Origin of the sequence: Thalassoroseus pseudoceratinae, from assembly GCF_011634775.1 — a bacterium.
Lineage (GTDB): Bacteria > Planctomycetota > Planctomycetia > Planctomycetales > Planctomycetaceae > Thalassoroseus > Thalassoroseus pseudoceratinae.
The window spans coordinates 306,669-327,214 of the sequence record NZ_JAALXT010000007.1 but is presented as its reverse complement, the minus strand read 5'-3'; the positions used below and the strand labels follow the sequence as shown (position 1 = coordinate 327,214).

Sequence of the window (20,546 nt, the reverse complement as noted above, 5' to 3'; positions counted from 1 at the left end):
ATGCGTGCCAACGCATCCAGCGATTCTTTTACGATGTCTTTGTGCTCAGCTTGAACTTCAAACTCTTGATTTTCAGGTCCGCGTGTTTGCTCGTGAGTTCGGCTAACAGATTCATCTGATGGAACGACACGAGTTCGCCGAGCATTGCGGAGTTGCTAACGGAAACGTGAAGCACACCGCGTTTGACTTCGATTGGTTTCGTGAATTCGGCGATGTGCTCCCCGGCGACTTCCCGCCAAATTTCATTAAGTTGAGTCTTCCCACGAACACGGGCAAACCCTCGGGCAGCGATCAATTCCGAAAGTGCTTTGGCAAGCGGTTGCGGTTCACGACGTGGACTCGACATCTACCCCTCCCGGGTCTTCGTTCAGTCTCGTGACAACGGCATAATGACGTAGGTGTATTCGTCGTCGGTCCGCAAGACAGCGGGGCTTTCAGGGTCGATCAGGTCCCACTTCACTTGTTTTTCCTGCTCCAACACACGCAGGAACTCGGCGACGAATCGCGGATCGAACTTGATGGTCAGTTCGTCTTCCTCGTACGAGATGGGAAGTTCGATCGTCGAGGTTCCGATCTCCGCGGCGGAACTGTTAAGCGTTAGCGTGCCGTCTTTAAAAGTGAAATCAACACCGCGACTGTCTTCATTCGTCACGATTTGAGCTTGCCGAACCGCCGAGTAGAACGGGCCGGTCACGAGTTCCACTGAGTGCTCGGGACTGCTGGGAATGACGTCGGCGTATTTCGGAAAACGTCCATCCACCAGACGGCTGTAGATCGTCGAGTTGCCGCACTTGATCAGCACATCGTTGGCATGAACGGCCAACTGAACTTCGGTTCCTTCCTCGATGCTCTTTTCGATCAAGCTCATCGCGGCCCGAGGAACCACCGGGGCGTTGTTTTCGGGATCGTCGGCCCCGTTCGATTTGCACGGAACTTTCACCAACGCCAATCGCCGACTGTCAGTCGCAACAAGAGCCATGCTGTCGGTGCCCAACTCGAGCAACACGCCCCCCAGGGCATACCGAGTGCTCTCGACATCGGTGGCGAAGATCGTTCGGCGAATCGCTTCCTTGAAGACATTCCCATCGACCACATGGAACTTCTCTTCCGCAAACTCAGCCACCGTGGGAAACTCGGCGGGGTCTTCGGCGGACAGACGAAATTCACTGTGCCCGGAACGAATCCAAACCTTGTCGTCTTCGATTTCGAAGTCCACGCTCTCGTCGTGCAACTCCCGCAGGATCGACAACACCCGAGCCGTCGGCAACAGTGTCTCCCCGGCGGATTGCGTCTCAACGCCAGAAATCTGATACCGAATTCCCACTTCCTGGTCGGTTCCAATCAACGTCGCCACACCGTCGGCAACATGGAGTTTGACATTCTTGAGAATCTCACGAGGCGTCCGCGAAGGAACAACCGTGTTGACGATCGTAAATGCCGTCATCAAGGACGGACGATGGAAGTGCAGTTTCATGGATTCGGAGCCGGTCTGGCTTGGTTGCCGACAAGTGGGGCCAAGTGATTCAAATCGGAAATTTTCGAATGGGAATTATACCGCATTTCACTGAAAAAACATAGAATGCACTACCATTCTCCCAGGAGATTCGGGTTCATGCCCCGGTCAACAAGCACAATCAACATTCTTCTCCTCTCTTCAAAAAGTATTTCATAGAAGTCTTATTATTAGGGACGTCATTTTTTGTGGATTCACGAAGGAATTATTTCCGTTACTGCCGAAATGACAAGATGTTACGATGATGGTTTCGTGAGATTTTCGTGCGGATAAGTTGTTGGTTTGGCGTTGGTGCGTGGTGGAGGAGGTGTCGACAGTTTCCACGTTTCCCACAACGCGGGCAGTCGCTCGTTAATTCTCAAACACACTCATCCACGAATGAACCGGTTTTCAACAAGTTAGACACACTCCTCGTCGGTGAAATTTCGCGATGAAACTCTGGTTGTTCAGTGATTGGCACAGTGATCGTGACGCCGCCGAACGGCTGGCCGCATGTGCTGATAACTTCGATGTGATCATCGGGGCGGGCGATTTCTGCAATGCTCATCGTGGGTTGGAACGGTGTTTGGCTCCGCTGAAATCGACCGCCACGCCGTTGGTTCTTGTGGCGGGGAATAACGAGACGACAGAGGAACTTCAAACCGTCTGCGAAGGTTGGCCGCAGACGTTCGTACTGCACGGATCAAGCGTTACCATTGCCAAACAGACGTTCTTCGGGTTGGGCGGCGGTGTGCCGGTGACTCCGTTCGGGAGTTGGAGTTACGACTTGACCGAAGATCAAGCCCATGAATACCTTGCGTCGTGTCCTGAAGGTGCGGTCTTGATCAGTCATTCCCCGCCGTTCGGGGTGCTCGATGTGTCTTCCCGACGCCAACACTTGGGAAGTCAAGCGGTGCGGGAGTGCATTGAACGGACCGTGCCGCGATTGGTTGTCTGTGGCCACATTCACGCCAGCGGCGGCCAAACCGAGGTTCTGGGCTCCACTCCCGTCGTCAACGCCGGATCCGCGGGGATGGAGTGGACGTTATAGATTCCGGTTCTTTCGGCTTTGACGATACGTATCACGAACGCTGCGAACTCAGCCGATCACCGGGTTGGATTTGGTGACCGTTCAGGAACGCCGCCGCTGGCATCGCTCGTTTGCCTTCCGGTTTGACTTCCAAGATGTCCAGCACACCGTCACCAGTTTGCACTAAAAAACGTCCTCGATCGCATTTCAGCACCGTTCCGGGGGCTTCATGGGACCGTTCCACATTCATCGCCTGCCGCGCTTGCATGACGATTAGCCGCAATGGCTTCTTGTTCGGCTGATTGAGGAACGTGAACGGATTCGGCCACGGCTGCATCGCTCGGAGATGGTTTGCGACCGCTGCCGCCGGTTTCTCCCACGGAATCGCCGCATGTTCCTTACGGAGTTTCGGGGCCTTCGTGACGCCGGTGGAATCCTGGGGCTGCCCAATGACTTCCTCACGGGCAAACATGCCCAACACCCGTGATGTCAACGGCACCGCCAGTGCTGCCAACCGTTCTTGCACCGCTCCATACTTCTCTCGGGAACCAATCTTGATGGCGTCGACCCCCAGAATTGGACCGGCATCAAGTTTCGGTTCGATCTGGAAAATCGTCACGCCGGTCGATGTCTCACCATTCAATATCGCATACTGAATCGGAGCCGCTCCGCGATACTTCGGCAGTAACGATGCGTGGAGATTGATTGCCCCAAACTTCGGCGTCTGAAGGAGTTCCGCTGAAAGAATCTGCCCGTACGCCGCCACAACGCACAGATCAGCGTTCAGATTTCGCAGATCCGCGAGTGATTCCGGCGTGTTCACGTTATCCGGCTGAAACACCGGTGTGCCATGGGCTTCGGCGGCTTCCCGCATGGGGTGCGGATGGTTATGGTGCCCACGTCCCTTGCGATCCGGTTGCGTGAACAACCCCACCACTTCGTGCGGCGAATCGTACAAACTCAAAAACGTCGGCAGAGCAAACGTGCCCGTGCCCATCATCACAAGACGAAGTGGATTGTAGAAAGCGGTGTCTCCTGGCATTCGATTAGAAATTCAACTTTGAATTTGGAACTACGGAACAATCTCGGTTCATTCTTCACGCCACTCATGGCCAATGAACTCGCAATCACATCCCATTTGTTGTGTGTTACATTTCGGGCATTGTTCGTAGTCGCAGGCGTGAAAGTGCAACTTGCCTTTGATAGTTCGACAATGCCGACACGGCCCAGCTTCCGCGATTCGCGGATTGAGAAAGTTTTCTTCGCCAAACGGAATCCGCCGATATTGTCCTTCCGCGTCTCGATAATGTGTCTCCAGCTGGGTTTCCGTCAAGGCATCTGCCCAGTCCCGACGGATCATTTGCCCAAACAGCGGAACCAATTCCATATCGGACACTCAGACTCCAATGACGGTTAAGCTGTTTGTGCCATCCCTTTTAGCTCGGCTTCGAGTTCCTCGTCCGACTTGAGTTCCCCGTCTGCTTGCCGACGTCGAAAGACGGTTTCGAATTCGGTCAGGAACTGCTCTGCTTCGGCTAAACTCTGCTCAGGAATGCGATCGATGAACAGCACACCGTCAAGGTGATCGTTTTCGTGTTGGATCACGCGGGCGGTCAAATCGTCGACTTCCCACTCGAATTCCTGGCCGGTCAAATCGTAGGCAACCACTTTGATCTTCGCGGCTCGTTTCACGGGTCCGTAGACATCCGGCAAGCTGAGGCAGCCTTCTTCACCCTCTTCGCTGCCTTTTTTGCTGATGATCTCCGGGTTGATGAAAACTTGCTCAAACTCTTTCTGCTTGGGATCGCCGGACGGGTTGATCACAAAGAACCGAAACGGCAACCCGACCTGATTAGCAGCCAGACCAATCCCCTTGGCGGCATACATCAGTTCGAACATTTCCGCGATCTTGGCCTTCAAGTCGGCATCGATTCGTGTAATCGGTAGCGACTTGAACCGCAAAACGGGGTGGGGATAGTGAACAATTTCCATGATCGCGTTTCAGCTTGGCGGAACCTAATAATTGAAGCACCTCAGTATAGGAATGTCCGCTAGAGGCGTCGAGTGCTTCGCCACCGCTCCAAACCAGAAAACGTTAAGAATCGGTCCGCATTCCGCCCGAGTTGACCCGCTGAGAGGATCAATTCTTGACTCTTTCCAATCAAGAGCGGACAATCAAAGGTGTTCAGTTATGTTTATTGGACAAAGTTGACGTCAAAACACCGTGATGCCGTATCCGAGAGTTATATGGAAGCCAAGCTGATTCCAGTTCTTGGTGGCAAGCCCATCAGTATCAATAGCGATCTGGTTCTCGTCGGTCGTAAACACGGCCTCTGCGACCTCATTCTGGAGAAAGCCAGCGTTTCTAAGCTGCACTGCTTAATCGTGAAAACCGACGGGTTACTGTTCGTCCGTGATCTTGGCAGCACCAATGGAACGAAAGTTAACGGGCAACGAGTCACCCGAGGGGCGTTGTTACCAGGGGACGAACTCGCCTTCGCGAGTGTGAAGTATCGTGTGCACTTGGGTCCGGGCCAACCGCCGTCTGAGGATGATTCGGTCGAGCGATTCCACACCGAACCGATCGTCGACATCGGAGACTCCGACAATGATAGTGTTGCCGGTGAAGCGGAATTCCCCTCAGCGGTCGTGCGAGGCTGGAATGACTCCGACGACGTTCCCCCGGCACTCTCCAATTCCGATAGCCAAAGCGACGTACGGTTACTCTCCGATGACGGCATCGACTGATTCAGCACACATCAATTCGTTGGCCCTCGAACGCTCCTTGATTCGTCCAGGAGCGTTTTTCGTTGCGCTGGCTGAAATGCCTCGTACTCAGAATCCATAATATTGGATAATTGTTCTTGTAAAATGGAGATTGGTGGTCTAGTATCTTGGAAATTGAATCCACAATGAAGGAATCGAGTCATGAAGGCGTTGGTCAAGAAGGAGTCTCGCGAAGGTTTGTGGCTGGACGACGTGCCCGAGCCCACCGTTGGGATCAACGATGTGAAAATTCGCGTCGACCGCACCGGGATTTGTGGCACGGATTTGCACATCTACAATTGGGATGCGTGGGCGGCCAAAACGATTCCAGTGCCGATGGTGGTCGGGCATGAGTTCGTCGGCGAGGTTGTGGAAGTTGGCTCGAACGTGACCGACTTTCATCCGGGTGAAATTGTCAGCGGTGAAGGTCATATCGTTTGTGGTCGCTGTCGGAACTGTCTAGCCGGGCGTCGGCATCTCTGCAAAGACACGCAAGGTCTCGGAGTGAATCGGCCGGGCGCGTTCGCGGAATATGTCGTGTTACCAATGTCGAACGTTTGGCATCATCGTCCAAGCGTGAACAAGGATATCGCCTCGATCTTCGACCCGTTCGGCAATGCGGTTCACACGGCTCTGCAATTTGATGTCCTCGGCGAAGATGTGTTGATCACCGGAGCCGGCCCAATCGGTTGCATGGCCGCCGCGGTTGCCAAGCACGCGGGTGCTCGATTTGTGGTTGTCACGGACATTAATCCCTGGCGGTTGGAGTTGGCGCAGAAACTCGGTGCGACTCGGGTCGTCAATGTGAAAGAGGAAAAACTAGCCGACGTGCAAAAAGAACTCGATATGCACGAAGGTTTTGATGTCGGTCTCGAAATGAGTGGCAACCCAAGTGCGTTTCGTGACATGCTGCACAATATGTGTCATGGCGGCAAAATCGCGATGCTCGGCATCCCGGAGAAAGAGATCGCGATCGACTGGAACCTAGTCGTCTTCAATATGCTTAACATCCAAGGTATCTACGGTCGTGAGATGTATGAAACGTGGTATAAGATGACCGTGATGCTTGAAAGCGGTCTAGATATTAGCCCCGTCATCACCCACCGCTTCCATTACACCGAATTCGAAAAAGGTTTCGAAGCCATGAAAAGCGGTGAAAGCGGCAAAGTCTTACTACACTGGAAGGACTAGTATTCATAACTCGTAGATTTGTAGGCTGGGTTAGCGTAGCGTAACCCAGCATCCTCTAAAATGTTGAGAGTTTAGAGATGCTGGGGCTAGCCCCAGCCTACTTGGACTAGCAATGAGTACGCCAAATGCGAAAGAGATTTTACATTTCGATAGGCGTCGTCTTGCTAGTCGCATTATCTAGTGTTGGAGAACGCTGGGAGTTCTCGCCAGAAGTGTTAGAACTGCGTACGCGAACTGAAACGAGAATATTCAACATTCCGGTATACTATTCCGCATGGACAACACAACCTCTGCCAATAGCGCAATTTCTCAAGGACGACGACTTTTGGCAAGTTGAAGAAACAGAAAACCCGAAATGGATTCCGGCTCTACATCGACGACATTGGTGGGCCGGCGACGGGACCGAAGAGTGGTTTAAGGCTCTGATCAGTCATCACGATGATTGGATTGCTTGGACCGAAGCGAATCCAGAACTAGCGAAGACGTTTTGGGTCTGGTTGCAGCAGGTATTGAAACATCGCCCGATCGACGGTCAGCTTGGAATAATTTTGTATGATGTCGTCAACGGTCGGGTTGACGAATCGAGAATCAATGAATTAATCATGGTGCCTGCAAACGCCTGGGCCGAATTCATTTCAGATTGGAAATGAGCAAGACTTGTAGGCTGGGTAAGCACAGCGTAACCCAGCAATTTCTACGATGTTGAGTCTCTAGAAGATGCTGGGACTTGTCCCAGCTTACATTATGAGTTGAGGTATTCGATGTACGGGCAATTTCAAGAGCATCTAGCGAGTCAACTTCAAGACATTGAATCGGCCGGGTTGTGGAAAGGTGAACGAATTATTACGTCACCGCAGGATGCCCATATTCAGACGACGAATCGGGCTGATGTCCTCAATCTTTGTGCGAATAACTATCTTGGTTTAGCTGAGCATCCCGAAGTGATTCAAGCGGCTCGGGAGGCGTTGGATCAATACGGTTATGGGATGGCGAGCGTGCGGTTTATCTGTGGTACGCAGTCGATTCACAAAGACTTCGAAGCCAAGCTAACACAGTTTCTGAGTACCGAAGATACCATTCTCTATCCTAGTTGTTTTGATGCCAACGGTGGGCTATTCGAAACACTGCTAGGACCGGAAGATGCGATTCTTTCAGACGCATTGAATCATGCGAGTATTATTGATGGAATTCGACTATGTAAAGCTCAACGCTATCGCTATGCCAATAGTGATATGCAAGACTTAGAAACAAAACTCAAAGAATCGCAAGATGCAAGGTTTCGTCTGATTGCAACTGATGGCGTGTTTAGTATGGATGGCTACATTGCCAATCTGCCTGCCATCTGTGAACTAGCGGACAAATACAATGCGCTGGTGATGATCGATGATTGTCATTCCGCTGGTTTCCTCGGTTCGACTGGGCGTGGCACGCATGAGTATCACGATTGCATTGGTCGGATTGATATAATCACTGGAACACTCGGTAAAGCGCTCGGTGGTGCGAGCGGGGGTTATACATCCGGGCGGAAAGAGATTGTTGAACTTCTCCGACAACGATCACGACCTTACCTCTTTAGTAACACGGTGGCTCCACCGATTGTCGGAGGGGCGATCAAGGCGCTCGATCTGCTGATGAGTTCCACCGAACTTCGCGACAAGCTCGAAGACAACACTCGCTACTTTCGGGAAGCAATTCAACAAGCCGGTTTAGATGTGCTGCCCGGTGAACACCCGATTGTGCCGGTGATGCTTGGTGATGCTGCTCTCGCAAGTCGGATGGCGGATCGGTTACTCGAACGCGGTGTCTATGTCATTGGGTTTAGTTACCCCGTTGTTCCGCAAGGTCAGGCTCGTATCCGCACGCAAGTCTCCGCGGCGCATTCTCGCGACGATTTACAGTTCGCCGTCGAACAGTTCCGAGCGGTGAAAGAAGAACTCGGGGTGTAATTTCCGCGGTGTGATTCTGCTTGGCATTCGGTGCATTGAAGGTGATGTTTACAGCTCGCGGTTTCGTGATTTTAACTTCTGACGAGCCAACCGAGTGATGTAAACCGTGACCGCAATGGTTGCGATCAAACCCACGCCGAGCAGAATCCATTGACCGACCGGTTTCTCCTCTCCGGCGACAGCGGAGTCGGCGATGTGGCCAATGTAGACGTATAAGAATGTCCCCGGCAGCATGGCGATCCAACTGGTCAGCACGCAGGGCCAGAATTTGATGTTGGTGAGTCCGTACAGATAGTTCTGCACATTGAACGGGATGGCCGGTGAGAGCCGGAGCATCGCCACGACTTTCCATCCGGCCTCGGAGATGGCTTCGTCGACGGCTTGGAATGTGGGATACGTTTCTGCCAGTTGTTCGACTTTCGCGCGAGCCAAGTAACGGGCGATCAGCAACGCACAGGCGGCTCCGATCGTCGAACCGATCGAAACCACAGCCAAACCCAGACCCAAACCGAAAATCGCACCGGCGACGAGCGTCAAAATGGAACCGGGTAGGAAACAGATTGTCGCGACAATATACAGACCGACGAACACCACCGGCCCCCAGAATCCCAGGTCGTCCAGCCAGGTTTGCAGAGTGTTTCGGAGTTCATCGGTGGGAAGCAGTCGAAGAAGTAACAATCCACCAACAATCAACACCGCGATCGCAACTCTTTTGACAGTCACAACTTCTGAACGAAACCAATTCATGGGAACTTTCGGGAGCCAGGGAGAATGATTCCAAGGATTCTCGCATAATTTCGCCGGCGTGTCTGTGGGGTATCGGACATAACTACCCCCTGGTCGCGTCTTGCCACGATCGAAGGAATCTGGGAAACTTCCATCGGACTGGTTTTAAATAGAAGAACATTTTTCTCGATTTTGTTGGGACGTTGAATGGATTCGATGTCGAATTCACGGTTCATCCGTATCTTCGTAATCGCACTTGTGGGTTTGGGTTCCGGCTTGCTATCGGCTCCGGTGGCGGTGGCCCAAATTCGGTCGGTGGACGAACTTTTTCCGCAGTCTCCGCCTCCGTTGAACTGGGGATTATTCCAGATTCAGCCGCCGGATCCGGAATCGATTAAACCGTCGCAGATTACGCCACGGGTGATTGATCAAACTCCGATGGCACCGCCAAAGACGGCGGAAAACCCGGCTCCAGTGGATGCACAGCCACAGCCGCAACCGTCTCCGCAACCGGTGGTGACGCCAGCGAATCCGAATCCACCTGAAGCGAACACCACGGAGTCGGCCCAACCAATGCCGGCAACTCCTGCGGGTGAAACCACGGAGACAAAACCGCAGGGAGCGACGCTGACCAACGACAAACCGACCATCGCATCCGTGGAAGCCGCGATCGCAAAGGTCAAAGGAGACAAGCTCGATGAAGCGGTTCAAAAGGAGATTGTCAGTCTGTATGAGCAAGCCCTCGCAGATTTGAAAGAAGCCGAGGGACAAATTGCCAAAGGGGAAAACTTTACCAAGAGCATTGAGGAAACTCCGGCTTTGGTGAAGGATCTGAAGCAGCAGAAAGAAGCGGTGGCGAACGAACAAATCGTCATCGAGACTGCCGGGAAAGGTCTCACAGAACTCCGGCAGGAGCTGCTTGAACGCGAACAGAAGTTGGTCGACCAAAAAGCCAAGCTGGAAGAGTTGATCTCGGCGCTCAAGAAGGCGGCGGCCCAGGAACAGTTGGCGAAAGAACGCAAAGACACCCAAGAACGACTAACGCAACTCGAAGAGCAACTGAAAAAAATACCGAACGGAGCCGACGCCACCCCTAGCAACACCGCAGAGCGTGTTCGCTTGCAAGCCAAGAAACAATTGCTGCAAGCGACGTTGGGTCGTATCGACAAGGAAGGTCCTTGGTTGCAGTCGCAAACGGAAGTGTTGCCGTTGAAACGCGACATCGCTGCGCGTCGGCTCATGCAGCTTGAGGAGGAGATCAAGCGACGCCGAGCCGAAGTGGAACAGGCGTTAGCCAAGGAAGTGAAAACCCAGTCCAAGCAAGCCGAAAGTCTTACGAAGGCTGCGGTTGCGTACGCCGAATACCCGACAATCACACGACTAAGCGAACGCATCGAAACGCTTGCAAGTTTACGGTCGCAAGCAGCCGAACGTGTTCCGGAGATCGTCGCGGAATTGGAGAAAACGGAAATTCTGCTCGAAGACGTCCGTCGTGATCACGACGCAAGTCGAGAACGAGTCAAGATTTCCGGTCGTAATAACAACGTTGGTCAACTGCTGCGGTTGCGGCGGAATAGTCTGCCGGACGTTCGGAAACTCTACATCCAGATCTTTGAGCGACAAGATGAGATTCAAGAAGTGCAGGTCGAACAGAGCATCAATATCGACCGAGCCAACGAACTTGCCGTCATTGATAAAGCTTGCACTCTGTTTTACGAGAATCCGGAATGTAGTATCCCTTTAGACAAGCGTGATGATCTGCGACCGCTGCTCGAAAAACTCCTCAACACAGAGAAGCAGAACCTTGAAGATCTGAATGTTGAGTATGGGATTTATCAAGATAAGTTGTTGGATCTGGATGACTCTCAGAAACGCCTCGTCGAAGAGACTCAGGATTATCTGCGGTTCATCTCGGAAAACATTCTGTGGATTCGCAGTACCAACGAACTGTGGAATCAGGAACCGGCCAACTACGAAAGCGCTATCCGATATCTCACGAATCCCAGCCGCTGGGAGAACGTGCTGATCTACTGGAAAGACGATATCGTCCAAAACCCATTCTTGTGGGGCGTGGCGTTAATTGCGTTCGTCCTGTTACTGATGCGTGGACGACGCATGCGGAGACAAGTTCACGCATTAGGCGATGCGGCACAGAAGAAGTCGTGCAACAAGTTCCGCCCGACAGCGGAAACGCTTGGCTTGACGATTCTCATTGCAGGCATGTGGCCGGCCACTTGGTACTTCATCGGTTGGCGATTGTCGGGTCACTTGGAATCGCCGCTGTTCGTAACGTCGGTTGCATCTGGCTTCATGGCGATGGGCCTAACGTTTTTCCCATTGGAATTGTTTCGCCAGATCTGCCGAAACCGAGGACTGGCCCAAGCTCATTTCGATTGGCCAAAGGATGTGCTGGGGTGTCTTCGGGGCGGTTTGAAATGGATGATCTTCATCGGCTTGCCGTTCACGTTTATCTCGGCAACGCTGGCGGCGGCCTCATTCGTTCGCAGCGACGAACATGAGTCGTTGGGGCGGTTGTGTCTCGTGGCGGCATTGATCATCTCGAGTGTGTTTGTGTTTCGGGTGTTGCGACCCGGTTCGCCGACGATGCGAGACTTCCTCAAGAATCACAGCGGAACGTGGATTGAACGCACCAAATACGTGTGGTCCTACGGTGCGTTAGCGGTGTGCATCACGTTCGCTGTCTTGGCGGTGATGGGATACCAATACACGTCGACGCAGTTGGTTTCCCGTTTGTATGGCACGCTGTGGATTGTGTTTGCCTTCGTGACGGCGAACGCAATCGCCGAACGCTGGTTGCTGGTGACACGTCGCCGCGTGGCGATGGAGCAATACCGTCGTCGTCGTGAAGCTGCTCAGTCGGATTCGCTTCCGATTGGCCAACCCGATGTCATCATTGACGATCCACAGATGGCGTTGTCCGAGATGAACTTGCAAACTCGGCAACTGCTCCGAAGTTTCATCACGATGGGTGTTGCTTTGGGAATGTGGTTCACTTGGGCGGATGTTCTGCCGGCACTCTCGGTGCTGAAGAAAGTTGAAGTCCCATTTCTGACGATTGATCGCGTTGTGTCCCCTACGGAAGACAGCAACGGCGCGTCGCCAGGACCAACCACACCCGTCGACACGGCGACCGCCTCGGACACTGAGACCGCAGTCGCCGCGAAAACCGTGGCGGTTCCCATTACATTGGCCGACCTGACCCTCGCATTGTTGATTGTGATCGTCTCAATCGCGGCGGTTCGGAACTTACCCGGTTTGCTCGAATTAATGGTGCTTCAACGCCTGCCGATCGACAACGCCGCCCGCTACGCCATCACCACGCTCAGTCGCTACGCACTGACCTTCATAGGAATCTCAGCCGCGTTCTACGCCATCGGGTTTCGATGGGAACATGTGCAATGGTTGGCCGCTGCCTTGATGCTTGGGCTCGGCTTTGGATTGCAGGAAATCTTTGCGAACTTCTTCTCCGGTTTGATCGTGCTGCTCGAACGTCCGGTGCGTGTGGGTGACATTGTGACTGTCAACGGCACCGATGGGATCGTCAGCCGGATTCGGATGCGAGCGACGACAATTACTAACTGGGAACGCAAAGAGATGATCATTCCTAATAAGGATTTGATCACCGGAACCGTGCTTAACTGGACTCTGTCCGATCAAGTGCAACGGGTCTTCATTTCCGTCGGCATCGCCTATGGTTCCGACACGAAAAAAGCGACTCAGTTATTGTACGAAGTGATGCAGAATCATCCCGCGGTGATGAATGATCCGGCTCCTAACGTGACCTTCAACGGTTTCGGTGATAGCGCACTGACGTTTGAAGTGCGATGCTACCTTCCACGTGCCGACCTCAAATTGCCGACGACTCACGAACTGCATACACAGATCGATGAAGCCTTCCGTGCCGCGAACATTGAAATCTCGTTCCCGCAACGCGACTTGCACATTCGCAGCGTCGACGCACACGCATTGTTCAACCCCATGCCAACACAGCACGCCGCCGAAGAAAGCACTGACCAGGACGAGCACCAAATACGAAGCGCCTAATCGGCTTTAGACTGCATTGTGGTTTAGACGTGCTCTAAAGGACCGATGGCAGCAACGCTAGACTCTTTTAGCGGGTAGGCGTCTAGCAAGTTGCGCATATCTGTTGTTGTTAGGTCTTGCACGGTTCTAAGATCATCTTCGACGGAATGATAAGTCTGACGGTAAAGCCAATTCTCACCGAGTGCCGCCCGACGACCGCGAGGGCGTTCGCTTCCAAGAACCACTCTTGAGGCGACTTTGTTCTTTGCCTGTTGCAGCTCGGTCTCTGTGACGCCGTTCGTGTTGATGTCATCATAGATCTTCGCAATACGATCGCGGTTGGCTTTGACTTCACTTGGATCGCAACTGAGATACGTCATCCAAGCTCCACTGCCATCGTAATCATAGTAGCCAAGTTGACACGTCTCCGCGTGTCCTGGGTCGACAATGTCCCAGAACATTCGGCTGCTCACACCATCACCAACCACAACCGACAATAACTGGGCTGCAAAACATAGTTGATGCGCTGCGGCCGGTGCGGGAGCCATCGAGAGTACATACTCGGTAAGGCTATTCTCACGAGTGAGCACTAACTCCCCGCCGCTCGGCTGTGCTTCAACCGTGTTGCGATTCAGTGAACCACTCGGCCAACTTGCACAGTTTTGTTCGGCAAGTTTCAGAACCTCATCCCAACTCGTGTTCCCGGCAACGGCTAGTGTGATGTTGCCGGCTTGATAGTGATCGGCAAAGTACTGACGCATCTGTTCGACAGTCAGTGCGGTAATGCTCTCCGCCGTGCCAAGAATACTTTGTGAGAGCGGATGTCCTTTGAAGTGGTACTCCATTAGGTTGTCATAAACCACCCAACTTGGCTGGTCTTGATACATGAAGATTTCTTCCAGGATGACTTGCTTCTCGATATCGAAATCCTCTTTTCGGAGAGAAGGCGTCATGACGGCGGATAGGAGTTCAAAAGTTTGCGGCAAGTACTCAGGCAGTACAGCGGCGTGGAATGTCGTGACTTCCTCGCTCGTCGAAGCATTGTAGTCGGCTCCGATTTCATCAAACATTCGATTGATATCATCCGCGGTAAACTGTTCGTTTCCTTTGAATGCCATATGTTCAAGGAAATGACTCACACCGGATACTTCGGGCGTTTCGTCTCGTGCTCCGGTCCGCACATAGAACCCGAGCGAAACGCTATAGACGTTCGGGTTCAGTTCCGCGATCACCGTCAATCCGTTTGGTAGCGTCGCCTGATGAAATTGCATTGTATTTCCTTATGGATATTTCAATCGCAAACTTAAACGAGTAGTCGCGATTGACTATTAGTGAACCATATAGTCCCCGAGCGTTCCAAGCAGGAAGCCGGCAACGGCTCCTAGTGGTGGCGCCCAGTGATTCGTGAGCTTGGCTTCTGGTGCGATATCTTGAAAGATGAGGTATAGAATCCCACCAGCCGCAAATGACATCACGTAGGCGACAATATCTGGATAATCGACTAGCACAAGATAACCCACTCCCGCTGAGAGTGGTCCCAACCAAACAAGCGCGAATAGGATTAGCAACGCTTTCCTAGCACGCATCACCGATTCTAATTCCCGATAGGCATTAAACCCTTCAGGGACGTTCTGAAGTGCGATCAACATTGCTAACAGCGGTCCTGAAGAATCACCTCGTGCGAACGCTGCACCCAAGGCGATGGCTTCCGGGAGAAAGTCTGAGAGCATGGCAACGACTTGCGCTCCCGTTCCGCCTTGGTTTTGCAATCGACGATCGAGTTCCATAAACGCGGCCGCACCACCACCAAAAGCCAGCCCAAATTGCCAGGCTGCAAGTTGTTCCGTTGCCTCGGGAACGAGGACCAATGCAATGGCTGCTAGCAATGCTCCACCGCCAAAGGCTGTGACCGCGTGGAGAATGACACCGTCGAATCGTTTTGATGGCAACGACGAATACCGAGCCAACACTCCGCCCACGAGCATCGAAAGACCGGCGACAAAACTATAGATGAGAACAAGCGTCATCAGTAAGGAGTATCCGCGTTGCCGTGAAACAAGTGGAAGACTAGGAGGATAAAGTGTCCGGAACTTCGAGAGCAGTCGGTCCAAGTGTGAGGATGGTAAAACTTTTGGCGGGGTGGCGTTCGAGGTAGTCTTGGATCGAGTCGATCGTCAGGGCGTCGATCGCATCTTTGATTTCTTGCAACGGTACCACGCGACCTCGGATATGCCAGTTACTTGCAATCGACCAACTCCGTTGACGTGTCGATTCTTGTTGCATCACCAGCGAACTTTTCGACATGGCTTTACACCGATCGAGTTCGTTTTGTGTGACGCCGTCGGCTAGGCGTTGAATTTCCGCGAGTGTGACATCAAGTGTTTCCTGAGCCCGTTCGCTTGATGTCCCTGCGTAACAGGTCACGCGACCGGCATGTTTCAAACCGCCATAACTGGCAGAGATTGAATAACACAATCCCCGTTTCTCACGGACTTCCGTGAACAGTCGAGAACTCATCCCCTGCCCTAACACTGCCGCCGCGGCCCAGGCGGTGTAGTAATCAGGATCAGGCAGTGAAACGGCGTCATATGCCAATGCGATATGTGTTTGTTCCGACTCGTGAGTGATGTGGTCGATCGCCGGTCCGCTAGGACGTGTGGCCAATTCGGGGTCGGACTGTATGCCCCAACTGCCGAAGAGTTCCCCGATGCAATTTTTGATCGGCTCAAATTCCACGTTACCGGCGATTCCCAGGATCGCACCGTTCGGACGCATGAACCGTTTATAGAACTCGCGGACACCGTCGGCGGTCACGCTCGGCAATTCTTCGAGTGTTCCATCGGAGGGACGGCCCCAAGGGTGTTCGTAACATCGCCGTCGCAATTCGGGGATGATTTTCTGACGCGGATCGTCTTCGTTGGCACGCAACGATTGTTCAATTCCGGCTTTTGCGGGAAGAAACTCTTCGTCGGGCAGATGCGGTCGCAGGAGGATGTCGGCATAGAGTTTCAACGCTTCCGGCAAGTTCGCTGCCAGGGTCGCACCGGAGCACGTCAGGAAACTCACTCCCGGACTTTCACTCCCTTGTACACCGAGATTATCGAGAGCCGCCAACAATTCCCGACTGTTCAAATCCCCCGCACCACGTGAAATCCAATCGGACAACACGGCGACAGTTCCATTTTGGCCATCCGGTTCGTATACACACCCAGCGGGCACAAGGAACGAAAACGCCGCCGATTGCACGCTTCGCATCGGTTCGACGAGTAGCGTCAAACCGTTCTCGAAGGTGTGGGTATGAATCGTCTGCTCCTGCATGCCGTTGCTCCTGCGGGTCCGTCGTACCGTTTGCCGAACAGGCGATTTTAGGCGACGAATGGCGTGCGGTCTATGCAGCGGGGGCGCGGATTCATTTCGGCTTGATTTCCCAGGCGGCTTCGGTCACGGTGAGACACACGTTCCGTAGTTCAACCTTGGGAAACAATCGTGTCCAAGCCCTTTGTTACACTGAAGCCCAGCGAACAAGCCATCCTGAATGCGGCCGCGACAATTTATGCAGGGTATGTCGCTGGTGGGAAAGTGCCCGATGGTGCGGAGAAGGATTGGCTTCGTCGATCACTCAAAGAGGCCATCGCGTTGGCACAGTTGACTGATGAATCAGTCATGGCCGACGGAGAATTTGACTAACGCAGTCGTCGCTTGATCATCGTGGGTCAGTCACGTGGCGGCCAAGCACAACGGTTTTTCGCACTCTCAGCGGACACCGAAGACGGTAGTTCGGACTACGAAAAGGCCTCGCTTGTGGATCAGGCGGCTTGTCGGTGCGTGGATTCCGTCGCGTCGGTCGATGGTAGCACGCTTTCGACCGATTCCCCAGCGAGAATGCGATCGGCATAGCCTTGCAAGGTTTCCATCCGAGTTTCGACGGTCTTGACGTATTCGTCGATCTCGGCTCGAGAGAGATTCGCCGGTACCGAAACAGCCGGGCCACCGAGTGCCAAAATTGTTGTAAACGGTTTGGGCAGAAGCATATCGGTCCAATTCCCTTGGATTCGCCAACCGCGTTTGCAGGCGTAACAGCAGGGAATGATCTTTCGTCCCGAATGCGATGCGAGAAACACGATCCCCGGTTTCAACTTCTGTCGCGGACCACGTGGACCGTCTGGAGTGATGGCGACATGACGGTCTTGAGCAATTTCGAGCATCTGCCGCATCGCCGCCGCGCCGCCACGGCGGGTCGAACCACGAACCGGCAGAATGTGTTGGAGCTTCATCGTCTCCGCGACAAACGAGCCGTCTTGGTGTTTGCTGACCAAACCCGACATCCGTTGCGGTTTGCCCGTGAACAGCGTCATCACGATTTGATCGTGCCAAATGCTGTAGAGGTAAAGACTTCCGTCAGAATTGCCGTAAGCACTGATGTCTTGATCATCACCGACCACCACCAATTGTTTGCGACACGTCCAAAACAACGTTCGGCCGACGATCGCAATCGCGAGGGCAATGAGTTTCGTGAGAAAACGACTGCGAATTTTCATCGCGGCAGCTCCGGCAAGGAATTCATACGGAAGACGTTGGGACTCTAAATCATCCAGCGATTTCCGCAAATGCCAGTTTTCTTCGGTTCCGTATGGGTGAAACCTGCGGGGATTACTCTCGCCAGCCGTCGAGATCGATCAATTCCCGCATCTGCTGATGAAACGTTGGTCGATCATCCAGGGATCGAATGAGCATCGATGGGGCCAAATGACGTTCGATGACCCACCATTGACGACGTTTTCGGAGCCGATCGGCATTGTGCTGGGCAAGAAAAAACGCACCGGGATTGCTCATCAGCAATTCCGGCAGTTCACGGGTGGATTCGGGGTTGTCGGTCGCGAGATGTCGTGGTTTCAAGACCGGCACGCGGACGAGTTGTGTGTCTGGGGACCGCATTCGCAGGATCGGCAACAGCACCGCCAACGGTGACCAGAAGACGCTGCCGATCATCCAGAAAATCGAATTGGAAGTATCGGCGGGGACGGTGCGGTCGATGAACTCCACCGCATGGGGTGCGAAGAAAAGACCATTCTCGGTGAGATAGAGTGTTCCCAAGTCCGGCAAGATTGGCCGTCGCACCCGCACTTCACCCAATGGTCGACGAATTCCCCCGATGACGCTTTGCAACTCCTCGGGGGTGGGATCTTCGGTGAGCGTATCCAACCCGGATCGGCATTCCGGGCAGCGTTCGAGTTGCGGTCGCACCCAAGTGTAACAATGATGACAGAGGAAAAACGACATCAGCCGTAAACTGCTCCATCCGTGACAAGAACGATCGAAAACGCTTCGCGATCATTGGCCCCATTGAAAACGATGACCAACTTTGACCCCACCATTATAGTCGTTCACCCCAAGGAACGCCCGAGTAAATGCACCGTCGCTCCGCTGCGGAACCAGGATGGCTTCATCTTTTGGAAGTATCCCAGACGCCCGGATACTTCGCTCGAAAACTACGTGCGACTGGGAATCGGCGGACCGGAACTGAGTACCGACGACGCCGACCGGGGATTGCTCGTGCTCGATGCAACCTGGCGATACGCCGCTCAAATGGAGCAACAATACGAAGATTTGCCCGTGCGAAGTTTGCCACCATGGAAAACGGCTTACCCACGGACCTCGAAAGTCTTCGACGATCCCGACACCGGCTTGGCGACGATCGAAGCCATTTTCGCCGCCTACATCGCGTTGGGACGTGACACCACCGGACTGCTCGATTCCTATTATTGGGCGGACCAATTTCTTTCTCTGAACGCGGACCGACTTAATGACTGACGACCCGACCCGCGAACCGTCTTTCGGCGAAATTCGTCCCGACGACGAGCACAATCGCCGTCTCAAATCCCATGTGCATCCACCGGATTGGACGAACCCTACGCCGAACGGCCGCTACAATTTGGTCGTCATTGGTGCCGGGACCGCCGGGCTCGTGACGGCAATGGCATCCGCCGGGTTGGGGGCGAAAGTCGCGCTCGTGGAGCGTCATCTCATGGGCGGCGATTGTCTGAACGTGGGGTGCGTACCATCGAAAGCGGTTCTCGCGGCGGCTCGGGTCGCTGCTACGGTCCGTGACGGAAACCGGTTTGGCATGCAGGGCATCGACGACGTTCAAATCGACTTTCCCGCAGTCATGGAACGTCTGCGTCGGCTGCGAGCGGACATCGCCCATGTGGACTCGGCCAAACGATTTCAAGATGCTGGTGTCGATGTGTACCTTGGCGACGGCCAGTTCCAAGGCGACGGGAAACTCGAAGTGGCTGGTACGACACTTTCATTCAAGAAGGCCGTAATCGCGACCGGAGCACGCGCCGTCATTCCGGAGATTCCCGGATTACAAGACGCGGGTTGTCTGACAAACGAAACGGTGTTCAGTCTGACTGAACTGCCACGGCGATTGGCAATCATCGGTGGCGGTCCGATCGGTTGCGAAATGGCCCAGGCGTTTGCCCGACTCGGTAGCGACGTCACACTTCTAGAGAAGTCGTCCCGCATACTTCGCAAAGACGAAGCCGACGCCGCCCAAATTATCCAAGACGCCCTCAAAAAAGACGGAGTCAGCATTCGATTCGAAACCGAGGTTTCTCGTATTGAGACAGTGTCCGACGGCAAACAACTAGAGCTCAAAACCGCAACCAGTTCCGATTCAATCGTCGTTGACGAGATTCTCATCGGAGCCGGTCGGCAACCTAATGTCGAGGAGCTGAACTTGGAATCGGTGGGAGTCGAATACGATGACCGTCATGGGGTGAAAGTGGATGACCGTCTGCAAACATCGAACCGCAACGTCTTTGCCGCCGGAGATGTGTGTTCAAAGTTCAAGTTCACGCACGCCGCCGACTTTATGGCTCGAACGGTGGTGCGGAATGCTTTGTTTTGGGGCCGTTCAAAAGTGAGCGATCTGACGATTCCGTGGTGTACCTACACGAGCCCCGAACTCGCCCATGTCGGTCTCACACCCGAAGACGCGGAATCTCAAAACATCGAAATTGATACGTACACTCAAGAACTCGCCGAAGTTGACCGTGCGATTCTGGACGGCGAGACGAATGGCTTCGTTCGCGTGCATACCAAAGCTGGTAGCGACCGAATTCTTGGAGCGACAATCGTTGCCGAACACGCGGGAGACTTCATTGGCGAAATCGTGACAGCGATGCAAGGCGGGATCGGACTTGGCAAACTTGCGAATGCAATTCACCCCTACCCTACGCAAGCGGAAGCGATCCGCAAACTTGGCGATCAATACAATCGCAGCCGACTCACGCCGTTCGTGAAATCAATCTTTCGACGATTACTCGCGTGGCAACGCTAGATCGTT

19 protein-coding genes are annotated in these 20,546 nt (G+C 53.6%); 8 read left to right on the top strand and 11 right to left on the bottom strand.

The features are described from left to right. Positions 1–28: 28 nt before the first annotated feature. Positions 29–346, bottom strand: a complete 318-nt coding sequence (locus G6R38_RS23800) for a DciA family protein (RefSeq protein WP_166831284.1) — start codon at positions 344–346, stop codon at positions 29–31. Between the two features lie 21 nt (positions 347–367). Continuing rightward, on the bottom strand, positions 368–1,474 hold the full coding sequence (gene dnaN / locus G6R38_RS23795) for a DNA polymerase III subunit beta (RefSeq protein ID WP_166831283.1): 1,107 nt from the start codon (positions 1,472–1,474) through the stop codon (positions 368–370). A gap of 469 nt (positions 1,475–1,943) precedes the next feature. On the opposite strand from dnaN, the gene G6R38_RS23790 reads away from it, so the two are divergent. Beyond that, positions 1,944–2,543 (top strand): metallophosphoesterase family protein, encoded by a 600-nt coding sequence (locus tag G6R38_RS23790; RefSeq protein WP_166831282.1) that lies wholly within the window; start codon positions 1,944–1,946, stop codon positions 2,541–2,543. Between the two features lie 31 nt (positions 2,544–2,574). Here G6R38_RS23790 and fmt read toward each other — a convergent pair whose 3' ends face one another. Genes fmt through def form a run of 3 tightly spaced genes read right to left on the bottom strand, consistent with a single transcriptional unit; the run spans position 2,575 to position 4,514 of the window. Beyond that, on the bottom strand, positions 2,575–3,564 hold the full coding sequence (fmt, locus tag G6R38_RS23785) for a methionyl-tRNA formyltransferase (protein ID WP_166831281.1): 990 nt from the start codon (positions 3,562–3,564) through the stop codon (positions 2,575–2,577). 48 nt (positions 3,565–3,612) lie between these two features. Continuing rightward, positions 3,613–3,918, bottom strand: a complete 306-nt coding sequence (locus tag G6R38_RS23780; RefSeq protein WP_166831280.1) for a hypothetical protein — start codon at positions 3,916–3,918, stop codon at positions 3,613–3,615. Positions 3,919–3,935: 17 nt separating this feature from the next. Then, positions 3,936–4,514, bottom strand: a complete 579-nt coding sequence (gene def, locus G6R38_RS23775; protein WP_206028705.1) for a peptide deformylase — start codon at positions 4,512–4,514, stop codon at positions 3,936–3,938. A 255-nt stretch (positions 4,515–4,769) separates the two neighbouring features. On the opposite strand from def, the gene G6R38_RS23770 reads away from it, so the two are divergent. The 3 genes from G6R38_RS23770 (at position 4,770) to kbl (ending at position 8,425) form a co-directional block, all read left to right on the top strand. Continuing rightward, positions 4,770–5,270 carry an FHA domain-containing protein gene (locus G6R38_RS23770; RefSeq protein ID WP_166831279.1) on the top strand — a complete coding sequence of 167 codons (501 nt, stop codon included), beginning with the start codon at positions 4,770–4,772 and terminating at the stop codon, positions 5,268–5,270. A 180-nt stretch (positions 5,271–5,450) separates the two neighbouring features. Further along, on the top strand, positions 5,451–6,479 hold the full coding sequence (gene tdh, locus G6R38_RS23765; protein WP_166831278.1) for an L-threonine 3-dehydrogenase: 1,029 nt from the start codon (positions 5,451–5,453) through the stop codon (positions 6,477–6,479). Between the two features lie 761 nt (positions 6,480–7,240). Continuing rightward, positions 7,241–8,425 carry a glycine C-acetyltransferase gene (kbl, locus tag G6R38_RS23760; RefSeq protein WP_166831277.1) on the top strand — a complete coding sequence of 395 codons (1,185 nt, stop codon included), beginning with the start codon at positions 7,241–7,243 and terminating at the stop codon, positions 8,423–8,425. 48 nt (positions 8,426–8,473) lie between these two features. Here kbl and G6R38_RS23755 read toward each other — a convergent pair whose 3' ends face one another. Continuing rightward, the gene (locus tag G6R38_RS23755; RefSeq protein WP_166831276.1) at positions 8,474–9,172 is read right to left on the bottom strand and encodes a TVP38/TMEM64 family protein; all 699 of its coding nucleotides are present in this window, start codon (positions 9,170–9,172) and stop codon (positions 8,474–8,476) included. Positions 9,173–9,367: 195 nt separating this feature from the next. On the opposite strand from G6R38_RS23755, the gene G6R38_RS23750 reads away from it, so the two are divergent. Next, complete coding sequence (locus G6R38_RS23750; protein WP_166831275.1) at positions 9,368–13,216, top strand: mechanosensitive ion channel domain-containing protein; 3,849 nt, start codon at positions 9,368–9,370, stop codon at positions 13,214–13,216. A gap of 23 nt (positions 13,217–13,239) precedes the next feature. On the opposite strand, the gene G6R38_RS23745 is transcribed toward G6R38_RS23750, so the two are convergent. From G6R38_RS23745 to G6R38_RS23735, 3 genes are read right to left on the bottom strand one after another with little or no spacing between them, the layout of a single operon-like run. Further along, on the bottom strand, positions 13,240–14,466 hold the full coding sequence (locus tag G6R38_RS23745; protein WP_166831274.1) for a M16 family metallopeptidase: 1,227 nt from the start codon (positions 14,464–14,466) through the stop codon (positions 13,240–13,242). 57 nt (positions 14,467–14,523) lie between these two features. Then, a complete protein-coding gene (locus tag G6R38_RS23740) occupies positions 14,524–15,222 on the bottom strand; it encodes a ZIP family metal transporter (RefSeq protein WP_166831273.1) in 699 nt (232 codons plus the stop codon). A gap of 40 nt (positions 15,223–15,262) precedes the next feature. Then, on the bottom strand, positions 15,263–16,513 hold the full coding sequence (locus G6R38_RS23735; RefSeq protein ID WP_166831272.1) for a M16 family metallopeptidase: 1,251 nt from the start codon (positions 16,511–16,513) through the stop codon (positions 15,263–15,265). A gap of 168 nt (positions 16,514–16,681) precedes the next feature. Between G6R38_RS23735 and G6R38_RS23730 the strand changes: the two genes are divergently transcribed. Next, positions 16,682–16,882, top strand: a complete 201-nt coding sequence (locus G6R38_RS23730) for a hypothetical protein (RefSeq protein WP_166831271.1) — start codon at positions 16,682–16,684, stop codon at positions 16,880–16,882. A 119-nt stretch (positions 16,883–17,001) separates the two neighbouring features. Here the strand turns inward: G6R38_RS23730 and G6R38_RS23725 are convergent, their stop codons facing one another. Together G6R38_RS23725 and G6R38_RS23720 are read right to left on the bottom strand one after the other, a co-directional pair. Next, the gene (locus tag G6R38_RS23725; protein ID WP_166831270.1) at positions 17,002–17,733 is read right to left on the bottom strand and encodes a lysophospholipid acyltransferase family protein; all 732 of its coding nucleotides are present in this window, start codon (positions 17,731–17,733) and stop codon (positions 17,002–17,004) included. Between the two features lie 112 nt (positions 17,734–17,845). After that, complete coding sequence (locus tag G6R38_RS23720; protein ID WP_166831269.1) at positions 17,846–18,475, bottom strand: hypothetical protein; 630 nt, start codon at positions 18,473–18,475, stop codon at positions 17,846–17,848. Between the two features lie 72 nt (positions 18,476–18,547). On the opposite strand from G6R38_RS23720, the gene G6R38_RS23715 reads away from it, so the two are divergent. Together G6R38_RS23715 and G6R38_RS23710 are read left to right on the top strand one after the other, a co-directional pair. Further along, on the top strand, positions 18,548–19,006 hold the full coding sequence (locus G6R38_RS23715) for a hypothetical protein (RefSeq protein ID WP_166831268.1): 459 nt from the start codon (positions 18,548–18,550) through the stop codon (positions 19,004–19,006). Beyond that, positions 18,999–20,540, top strand: coding sequence for a mercuric reductase (locus G6R38_RS23710; protein WP_166831267.1), 1,542 nt, complete (start codon positions 18,999–19,001; stop codon positions 20,538–20,540). Before G6R38_RS23715 ends, G6R38_RS23710 begins: the two co-directional genes overlap by 8 nt. Positions 20,541–20,546: the final 6 nt, after the last annotated feature.

Excerpts from the sequence above, each read along its gene's own strand:
- G6R38_RS23800 (WP_166831284.1), bottom strand. The coding sequence starts at position 346 with ATGTCGAGTCCACGTCGTGAACCGCAACCGCTTGCCAAAGCACTTTCG.
- dnaN (WP_166831283.1), bottom strand. The coding sequence starts at position 1,474 with ATGAAACTGCACTTCCATCGTCCGTCCTTGATGACGGCATTTACGATC.
- G6R38_RS23790 (WP_166831282.1), top strand. The coding sequence starts at position 1,944 with ATGAAACTCTGGTTGTTCAGTGATTGGCACAGTGATCGTGACGCCGCC.
- fmt (WP_166831281.1), bottom strand. The coding sequence starts at position 3,564 with ATGCCAGGAGACACCGCTTTCTACAATCCACTTCGTCTTGTGATGATG.
- def (WP_206028705.1), bottom strand. The coding sequence starts at position 4,514 with ATGGAAATTGTTCACTATCCCCACCCCGTTTTGCGGTTCAAGTCGCTA.
- G6R38_RS23770 (WP_166831279.1), top strand. The coding sequence starts at position 4,770 with ATGGAAGCCAAGCTGATTCCAGTTCTTGGTGGCAAGCCCATCAGTATC.
- tdh (WP_166831278.1), top strand. The coding sequence starts at position 5,451 with ATGAAGGCGTTGGTCAAGAAGGAGTCTCGCGAAGGTTTGTGGCTGGAC.
- kbl (WP_166831277.1), top strand. The coding sequence starts at position 7,241 with ATGTACGGGCAATTTCAAGAGCATCTAGCGAGTCAACTTCAAGACATT.
- G6R38_RS23755 (WP_166831276.1), bottom strand. The coding sequence starts at position 9,172 with ATGAATTGGTTTCGTTCAGAAGTTGTGACTGTCAAAAGAGTTGCGATC.
- G6R38_RS23750 (WP_166831275.1), top strand. The coding sequence starts at position 9,368 with ATGTCGAATTCACGGTTCATCCGTATCTTCGTAATCGCACTTGTGGGT.
- G6R38_RS23745 (WP_166831274.1), bottom strand. The coding sequence starts at position 14,466 with ATGCAATTTCATCAGGCGACGCTACCAAACGGATTGACGGTGATCGCG.
- G6R38_RS23740 (WP_166831273.1), bottom strand. The coding sequence starts at position 15,222 with ATGACGCTTGTTCTCATCTATAGTTTTGTCGCCGGTCTTTCGATGCTC.
- G6R38_RS23735 (WP_166831272.1), bottom strand. The coding sequence starts at position 16,513 with ATGCAGGAGCAGACGATTCATACCCACACCTTCGAGAACGGTTTGACG.
- G6R38_RS23725 (WP_166831270.1), bottom strand. The coding sequence starts at position 17,733 with ATGAAAATTCGCAGTCGTTTTCTCACGAAACTCATTGCCCTCGCGATT.
- G6R38_RS23720 (WP_166831269.1), bottom strand. The coding sequence starts at position 18,475 with ATGTCGTTTTTCCTCTGTCATCATTGTTACACTTGGGTGCGACCGCAA.
- G6R38_RS23715 (WP_166831268.1), top strand. The coding sequence starts at position 18,548 with ATGACCAACTTTGACCCCACCATTATAGTCGTTCACCCCAAGGAACGC.
- G6R38_RS23710 (WP_166831267.1), top strand. The coding sequence starts at position 18,999 with ATGACTGACGACCCGACCCGCGAACCGTCTTTCGGCGAAATTCGTCCC.